This is a genomic window from Streptomyces sp. NPDC056948 (assembly GCF_042674225.1).
Lineage (GTDB): Bacteria > Actinomycetota > Actinomycetes > Streptomycetales > Streptomycetaceae > Streptomyces > Streptomyces purpurascens.
Genome location: NZ_JBHUQX010000456.1, coordinates 1 through 6964, shown reverse-complemented (window position 1 = coordinate 6964; position 6964 = coordinate 1). Strand labels below are relative to the sequence as shown.

General features: G+C 68.4%; 10 protein-coding genes. 2 read left to right on the top strand and 8 right to left on the bottom strand.

The annotated features are described in order from the left end of the window. Positions 1-101 precede the first annotated feature (101 nt). The 6 genes from ACFTZL_RS38095 to ACFTZL_RS38070 form a co-directional block, all read right to left on the bottom strand. Positions 102-719, bottom strand: coding sequence for an SDR family oxidoreductase (locus ACFTZL_RS38095; RefSeq protein ID WP_382592961.1), 618 nt, complete (start codon positions 717-719; stop codon positions 102-104). Further along, the gene (locus tag ACFTZL_RS38090) at positions 716-1171 is read right to left on the bottom strand and encodes a hypothetical protein (protein ID WP_382592958.1); all 456 of its coding nucleotides are present in this window, start codon (positions 1169-1171) and stop codon (positions 716-718) included. Before ACFTZL_RS38090 ends, ACFTZL_RS38095 begins: the two co-directional genes overlap by 4 nt. A gap of 11 nt (positions 1172-1182) precedes the next feature. Then, positions 1183-2823, bottom strand: a complete 1641-nt coding sequence (locus tag ACFTZL_RS38085) for a phytoene desaturase family protein (protein WP_382592955.1) — start codon at positions 2821-2823, stop codon at positions 1183-1185. Next, entirely contained in the window at positions 2816-3325 is a 510-nt protein-coding gene (locus ACFTZL_RS38080) for an SRPBCC family protein (protein ID WP_382592952.1), read from the bottom strand. The genes ACFTZL_RS38085 and ACFTZL_RS38080 overlap by 8 nt, the downstream gene beginning before the upstream one ends. A gap of 239 nt (positions 3326-3564) precedes the next feature. After that, complete coding sequence (locus ACFTZL_RS38075) at positions 3565-3735, bottom strand: hypothetical protein (protein ID WP_020131495.1); 171 nt, start codon at positions 3733-3735, stop codon at positions 3565-3567. Between the two features lie 5 nt (positions 3736-3740). Then, positions 3741-4112, bottom strand: coding sequence for a hypothetical protein (locus ACFTZL_RS38070; RefSeq protein ID WP_382592949.1), 372 nt, complete (start codon positions 4110-4112; stop codon positions 3741-3743). Between the two features lie 252 nt (positions 4113-4364). Here ACFTZL_RS38070 and ACFTZL_RS38065 point away from each other — a divergent pair, with 252 nt between their 5' ends. Then, a complete protein-coding gene (locus ACFTZL_RS38065; protein WP_382592946.1) occupies positions 4365-4826 on the top strand; it encodes a hypothetical protein in 462 nt (153 codons plus the stop codon). A 146-nt stretch (positions 4827-4972) separates the two neighbouring features. Here ACFTZL_RS38065 and ACFTZL_RS38060 read toward each other — a convergent pair whose 3' ends face one another. Together ACFTZL_RS38060 and ACFTZL_RS38055 are read right to left on the bottom strand one after the other, a co-directional pair. Beyond that, entirely contained in the window at positions 4973-5173 is a 201-nt protein-coding gene (locus ACFTZL_RS38060) for an SCO3870 family protein (protein WP_193483185.1), read from the bottom strand. A gap of 154 nt (positions 5174-5327) precedes the next feature. Next, entirely contained in the window at positions 5328-6398 is a 1071-nt protein-coding gene (locus ACFTZL_RS38055) for a spermidine/putrescine ABC transporter substrate-binding protein (protein WP_382592942.1), read from the bottom strand. Positions 6399-6540: 142 nt separating this feature from the next. Between ACFTZL_RS38055 and ACFTZL_RS38050 the strand changes: the two genes are divergently transcribed. Continuing rightward, positions 6541-6951 carry an MmpS family transport accessory protein gene (locus ACFTZL_RS38050; protein ID WP_382592939.1) on the top strand — a complete coding sequence of 137 codons (411 nt, stop codon included), beginning with the start codon at positions 6541-6543 and terminating at the stop codon, positions 6949-6951. The last annotated feature ends 13 nt before the right edge of the window (positions 6952-6964 follow it).

Below are 6964 nucleotides of genomic sequence, written 5' to 3'. Positions count from 1 at the left end.
CTTCGCGGACTCGACGCTTCTGAATCTGCTGATCCTTACCCACCAGGCGGGCACCCTGCGTGTGGTCGCGCCGTCGCCACAGCTTCAGCGGCTCTGTGAGATCACCGGAGTCGACAGCATCCTGGAGGTTCGGGAAACGGTCGACGACGCTGCCGCCTCCTGAGCCGCCGTCCACCGACGGCCAGAGGCCCGCCCGCAACTTCTGCTCCGCACGCGACGACTACCGAAGCTGGCGTCGGCCCGCCGCAGCCGTGCTGTCGGCGCGGCCACCGGCACCCAGCAGGCCGGCGTGAAGGCTTCCACGCCGGCTTTGGAGGCGCAGTACGCGCTCGCTCATCATGAGGGCGGCGCCGATCGATGCCAACGAGGTTCACGTCGATGACGCGTTGCCATGTGGCGGGGTCGCTTTGGGTGAAGGGGCCGCCTTCGGCGATGTCCGCGTTGGCTACGACGACGGACGGCGGCCCCAGACGCCTGCGGAGAACCTCGGCGGCATCGGCGAGGGCGGTGCCGTCGGTGACGTCGACCCGCAGGGCCGGCGGCGCGCCCGGCAGCGCGGCGGCCGTTGCCTCGAGTGCGGTTTCGTCGTGGTCCAGCAGGGCCAGCCGTGCACCTTTGCGGGCGAGTGCGTGCGCCAGTGCTGCTCCTGTCACCACGACGGTGCGGTCCTTGACGGGGCTGCCGTCCACGGCGGGTCCCTCCTGGTGTGCCGTGCTCATTCCAGGGGTGCTCCGGCCGGGCGGGCGGTGTGGTCGGGGCGGCCGGCGGTGCGGCGTGCCTCTTTCATCTCCGCCTCGTAGAGGTGGTCGCGCCCTTGAGCCAATTGGTTCACGGCTTCACGGTTCAGGCGCGTGAACGGCCGGTGGTAGGTGGCGTCGTACGCCTCGACGATCTGGAAGGTCCAGTGCCCCGGGATGACGTTCCGGCCCAGGATCTCCGACTCCACCCTGTCGGCCCACTCGGGGTGTCCGGCCTTGCGCAACAGCTCGACGGCTTGGTCGAGTTGGAGGTCTGCACCGCCGGTCATCTGGTGGAAGCTGTAGAGATGGCCTCTGGCGCGTTCGGTGATCTCCAGCGCCTTGGACAGCGCACCGAGCGCTTCCACCGTCTCGTCACTGACGCCCTCAGGGCGCTGGTGGGCCAGGTCCGGTCCGTCCCGATGAGTGTCCATGATCTTTCCGTTCAGAGGCCGTCAGCGGGCGACGGGGCTTTTCGCCCGGTGCGATCCCGGTGGGTGAAGACGCGCTGGGCGCGGTGGAGGCCGGCAAGCCGGTACCGGTGCAGAGCCGCTCGGGCGGCGTTGGCTCCTGGGGCTCCATGGACCCCGCCACCCGGATGTGCGGAGGCGGAGGCGAGATAGAGATGGCCGACGGGTGTCTCGGGACGGCCGGTGCCGGGGACGGGGCGGAACACGAGTTGCTGGTGCAGGGCCGCGGTGCCGCCGTTGATGGCGCCTCCGTGCAGATTTGTGTCGAGCGACTGGAGCGTGGGCGGGGCCAGAACGCGTCGCGCGCGGATACGGGAGCGGAAACCGGGAGCGAACCGCTCGACCTGGCGTTCGATCCGGTCGGCCATCACTTCCTGCTCCCTGCTGCTCCAGGCGCCGGTCAGGCCCTCATCACCGGCGTCGGACTTGATGACGTGCGGCACGTGCGTATAAGCCCATGCGGCTTCGGTCCCCCGGGGCGAGCGGGAGGGGTCGGCCGTCGTCATCTGGCCGAAGAGGGCGAACGGGCGGTCCGGTACCTGGCCCATGGCGATCTGGGCCGCGAAGCGGGTGAGCTCGTCCATCCCGTCGGCCAGATGGACGGTTCCGGCCTGCGCGGCTGCTTCGGCCTGCCAGGGCACGGGACCGTCGCACGCCCAGTCGACCTTGAACGTGGCGAAGTCCCACTGGAAACGCTTCAGGTCGGTCGCCAGTTGAGACGGGAGGTGATCCGCCTCGACGAGCTCGCCGTACAGGGCCGACGCGGACACATCGGCCAGGACGGCGCGACGTGCGGCCACCGTCTCGCCGTCGGCGGTGGTGACACCTACGGCTCGCCTCTCGCGCACGACGACCCGGCGGACGCGCTGTCCGCAGCGCAGGGTGCCGCCATGCGCCCGCAGTCGGCGTACGAGAGCGTCGGTGAGAGCTCCGGAGCCGCCGACCGGCACGGGGAAGCCGTAGGTCTGGCCGAGCATGGACATCAGCCAGCCGAAGCCTCCGCTGCCCGCGGCTTCCGGTGCGAGGTCGGCGTGCAGTGCGTTCCCCGCGAGCAGGAGTTTGCCGCCCTCACCGCGAAACTCCTCTTCGCCCATGCGGCGCACCGGCAGGACCAGGGTGCGGGCCATCCGCAAGCCTCCGGCCGCCTTGAGCCGCAGGGCGAGGCGGGCGGAGGCGCGCACCGGCGGGAAGGGGGTGAACAGGGCGCCCAGAAGGTCGGGACCAAGACGCTCCCACGTTCTGTGCAGACGCCTCCAGGCGTCCCCGTCACCCGGGTGGAACATGTCGAGGGATTCGGCGGTGGCATCGACTCCCCGGGCCAGCACGGCACACTTCCCGTCGCTGAGGGGGTGGGCCAGCACACGGGGCGCATGGCTCCAGCGCAGCCCGTAATCCCCCAGGCACAGGCGGTCCAGCACAGGTGAGGCGGCAGCCAGAGGATAGAAGGAGCTGAAGAGATCGCTGACGAATTCCGGGTCGACACCTCTGTTGTGGCGCACCGCGCCACCGGCGTCGGGCTGCTCCTCGAGCACCTCCACGCTCCACCCGGCATCGGCCAGCAGGTTGGCTGCCACCAGCCCGTTGGGTCCGGCCCCGATCACCACGGCGTCAGGCATGGCCGCCACCGCCACTGCGGGCCGCCGCGCTGCGCCGCTGCTGGAAGCTCGGGGGCCGGCCGGCCTCGGCTTCCTGTGTCTGGCAGACCCGGGCGAGCCGGGCCAGCATCGCGCGGTGCCGGAGCTGGATCAGCGCCTCCACTCCCACGTTGTGGAGCCGCCCGCTGGCTCCCTGCAGGGGGTGCTCGTCCACGATCACCAGGCAGTGCTCGCCCCAGGGGAGGAGCTGGATGGCGATCCGTGCCGTCCCCAGAAGTCCTGCCCGAGCCTCCAGGCCCAGCTTGGAGCCTTCCTCGCAGTGCCGGACCACCGTCTCGTTGGTCAGCCGCCATGGCCCGATGCGAACCTCGTAGCCGATCGCCGAGCCCGTCTGCGGCCACTGCCCGCGCACCGGCTCGGAGGCCGAGGTCCCCACCACCCACTCCGCATACCGGCCGCCGTCGGCGAGGACGTCCCATACGGTCTGCGGACTCACCTTGATCAGACGATGCCGTACCGCCACACCACACCTCCGGGCCCCCGCGTCGGTTCACAGCCAAGTGCCCAGCACACACCAGACCAACCGGACACCGCAGGCACCTCGACCTCCTCTGCCGCCCAGGGGGTGTTAGTTGGTCGCGAACGGAGGGTTGGTGGAGTGAGGTGGGCCTGAGCTGGGGTTATGCGGGTTCTCTGGAAACGGCACATGCCTGTGGGCCCCGGGGGTTCCCGGGGCCCACAGGCTGACTCCTGATAAGTGGGTCACCAGCGATACCAGCGGCCCTTGCGGCCGCCTGTGCCCGCACTGCGCATCACGAAGCCCAGCAGCCAGACGACCAGCACGATGACGGCGATCCACCACAGTGCCTTCAGCGCGAATCCCGCGCCGAAGAGGATCAGCGCAAGAAGCAGGACGAGAAGCAGGGGAACCATAGTTATCAACCTCCGTCGCTCCTTGTGCCCGGCAATTCGAAGAACACGCGGCCGATCTGCCTGGTTTCTTCACCGTCCTTGCGGGAACTGGACGCAGTTTCGTCACCGGCGTTCACCTCAGGGCTGGCGAGCGCCCGGCGCATCCGCACCAGTTCCGCCGCGCAGTTTGCGGTCGCCGGCCGACTTGGAGATACCGAAAGAAAGCAAGCTGTCGCAGCGCCAACTTGGTGCGGCAGTATGCGGCGACCAGCAGAACCCGATTCTCCAGGAGGGTCGGTCGCGAAGGCCAAGATGTGCTGGACTGCCTCACGCAGACTGACGAAATGATGGTGCACACCCTCCACCGTGACGATGGCGTCCGGATCGACCCTCTTCATCCTCCAACTCGTGCAGCGTGGCCGCCAGGCACTCGCGCGGGTCTCCGTTCGCAGCGACCTGGGCGAAGTCTCCATCGGCCGCGTCAGTAGAGCCAACTGGATAGACCTCGTCCGCATCCAGTCCTTTGGATTGCCGTGGTGCGGGAGGTCAACAGACGTGTGAAGCTGGAGCCGGTACCCGGCTGGACTCGCCGGGGGCACCGCACTGCCAGCCCGGCCACCGTGGCGTCCATCGCGTGAGTGAGGCGGCACATGGATCTCGAGCTGACCTATGACATGCTCGGTGCCCGGCTGCGCGGCATCGGCGATGCGGTGATCACCTATGACCAGTGGGGAAGCCGGCCTCGGACCCTCGGTTCATGGACGCTCGAATACGACCGACTCGGCACGCGTCTGCGCTCCGTGGGCGCCGCAGAGATCACCTACAGCCGGTGGGCCGGTCTGCCTCGCACTGTGGGCCAGTGGAGCTGCACACACACGAAGCTCGCGTCTAGCCTGCGGTCCATCGGCCCTCATGAACTGAGATACGACCAGCTCGGCGGCCGAGTGCGGGCCATCGGCCCTCTCGAGATCTTCTACGACCGGCTCGGCACCCGCCCCCGTCGAGTCCGGCTGCCAGGCGAGGGCAAGGCGCTGTCCGACGATCTCCTCCTCGCACTCTTCCTCGTGCTGCATTGGGAAGAAGAGAAAGCAGCGGCTGCTCAGCAGCAATGAGTGACTGCAACTGAGCGCCTGCTCCGCTCAGTCTTCGATGGCACACACGAGCGTTGGCGCGGCTTTCCCCTGGCACCCTCGATCGGGTCTGGGCCGACGTTATCGAGCCGGCGCCCGAACTCCCGCGCTGACGCGGCCGCACCACATCAGTTCGCGTGCGGTCGGCCGTCGCGGACCCATGTCACCACAACCAGAGCAGCGGTGACGTACATCAGGACGCTGAAGGTGGCTACCGATTCGACGTACTGCTCGTAGCCGTCCGCGCGCAGCTGAAGCGCGAGGGAACCAAGCGCAGTCCCCAGCGCAGCGGTCGCGGCGGTCATGGCGACGAACGGGCCCTTCGTCATGGATGCTTCCTCCCAGGCACGAGACGACTGATCAAGACCGAGCCTACCGCCTCCCGACGTCACGGCCGGAAGCGGTTGTGGAGAGCGCCCAAGCACCAAACTGCGTTCCACGCCTGTCAGTTGACATCGCGCCAGGAAGGGCACCGAAAGCCCGTCAGGAGCGAAACTCGTCCGGTCTGGCTGAGGCGGAGGGCGCGATCGACGGGGCGGCCGGGACGGGGCAGACGTAGTTGACCCAGGCGGCGAGTTCGGCGGCGACCTCGGGGTCGTAGTAGTAGTCGATCAGCCGCTCGGCATTCGTCTTGTGGCGGGCGAGGTTGGGGATCATCAGCGACTCGGCCCACAGCTCGGCGCCCCCTTCAGGGACGACGAACTCGATGTCCGGGTCGTCCGCCTGAAGCTGGATCACATCGCCGGAGTACGCCTGACAGGCCAGGACGTCCCCGCTCGACAGATCCTTGATGTAGTCGTTGCCGGTGAAGCGCCGGATCTGTCCCCGGCTCACCTGCTCCTCCACCTGGTCGCAGACCGTGTGGAAGTCGTCGGCCGTCCACTGGGTGGTGTCGACGCCGTTGCCTTGCATCAGCAGCGCGAACGCCTCGTCCAAACCGGACAGCAGCGTGACCCGGCCCTTCAGGTCGCTCGCCCACAGATCGGAGACCTGCCGTATCTCCCGGCCGGTCCTGCGGCGGTTGTACGCGATCCCGGTGATCCCGGACTGCCACGGCACCGTGGACTTACGGCCGGGATCGAAGGCCGGCGAACGCAACTGCGGGTCCAGGTACTTGGTCACGTTGGGCTGCCGCGCCCGGTCCATCTCCTGTACCCAGCCGAGCCGCACGAACCGCGCGCACATCCAGTCACTGATGACGATCAGATCGCGGCCGGTGGACTGATGGTTCATCAGCGCGGGACTGACCTTGCCGAAGAACTCGTCGTTGTCGTTGATCTCCTCGACGTAGTCCACCGATACGCCCGTGCGCTTCTCGAAGCCCTCCAGGGTCGGTCGCCGCGCCTGGTTCTCGTCGTCGGTGTCGATGTACAGCGGCCAGTTCGCCCAGATCAGCCGTCGATCGGTGGCGGAGAGATCAGCGGCGGCCCGGTCGCCGGGCCGCACATACGCGGCCGGCACACCGCACCCGGCGAGTCCGCCGAGCACCGCGCCGGAACCGAGCGCACCCAGCAGGGTGCGGCGGGAGAGCGGAGGGATCGTCTTCAGGGGCATTCGGGCAGCATGCCGCGCCCTTCGGAGCCGGACAATTGACACCGCGTCTGGAAGCCAATTCGTTGGGTCACATAACAGTTTGACTTTACTTTCTCTTTGCGGTTCGCTGCGGGCTCGACTTTCATGATCCGGGGGGATCCCTATGTGTCGCACCATTCGCGCGGCCGTCTGTTCCGTCGCCGTCGCCGGCCTCGCGTTCGGCCTCAGTTCCTGTTCCGAGGCGGTCGACCAGGTCGACAAGGCTGTGGACGAGACGTACGAGGTCACCTATGAGGTGACGGGGAAGAACGTCGACTTGATCGAGTTCCACGGGGGTGGGGGCAAGGCCACGGCGCCGAAGATCGAGTCGGTGTCGAAGCCCAAGCTGCCCTGGACGAAGACGGTCGAGCTGCGCGGCATCATGCCCGCGGCGGTCATGCCGGTCGCCGCGGACCCCGAAGGCGCCCAGGTCGCCTGCAAGATCACCTACAAGGGCAAGGTGATCGAGGAGCAGAGCGCCAAGGGCCTGGTGACCGCCGGCGGTTGCACCGCGGAGTCCCCGGTCACGGGGTGACCCCGGGGAGGCC

Bases quoted from the DNA above. Each gene is read 5' to 3' on its own strand.
- ACFTZL_RS38095 (WP_382592961.1), bottom strand. From the start codon at position 719: ATGAGCACGGCACACCAGGAGGGACCCGCCGTGGACGGCAGCCCCGTC.
- ACFTZL_RS38090 (WP_382592958.1), bottom strand. From the start codon at position 1,171: ATGGACACTCATCGGGACGGACCGGACCTGGCCCACCAGCGCCCTGAG.
- ACFTZL_RS38085 (WP_382592955.1), bottom strand. From the start codon at position 2,823: ATGCCTGACGCCGTGGTGATCGGGGCCGGACCCAACGGGCTGGTGGCA.
- ACFTZL_RS38075 (WP_020131495.1), bottom strand. From the start codon at position 3,735: ATGGTTCCCCTGCTTCTCGTCCTGCTTCTTGCGCTGATCCTCTTCGGC.
- ACFTZL_RS38070 (WP_382592949.1), bottom strand. From the start codon at position 4,112: ATGAAGAGGGTCGATCCGGACGCCATCGTCACGGTGGAGGGTGTGCAC.
- ACFTZL_RS38065 (WP_382592946.1), top strand. From the start codon at position 4,365: ATGGATCTCGAGCTGACCTATGACATGCTCGGTGCCCGGCTGCGCGGC.
- ACFTZL_RS38060 (WP_193483185.1), bottom strand. From the start codon at position 5,173: ATGACGAAGGGCCCGTTCGTCGCCATGACCGCCGCGACCGCTGCGCTG.
- ACFTZL_RS38055 (WP_382592942.1), bottom strand. From the start codon at position 6,398: ATGCCCCTGAAGACGATCCCTCCGCTCTCCCGCCGCACCCTGCTGGGT.
- ACFTZL_RS38050 (WP_382592939.1), top strand. From the start codon at position 6,541: ATGTGTCGCACCATTCGCGCGGCCGTCTGTTCCGTCGCCGTCGCCGGC.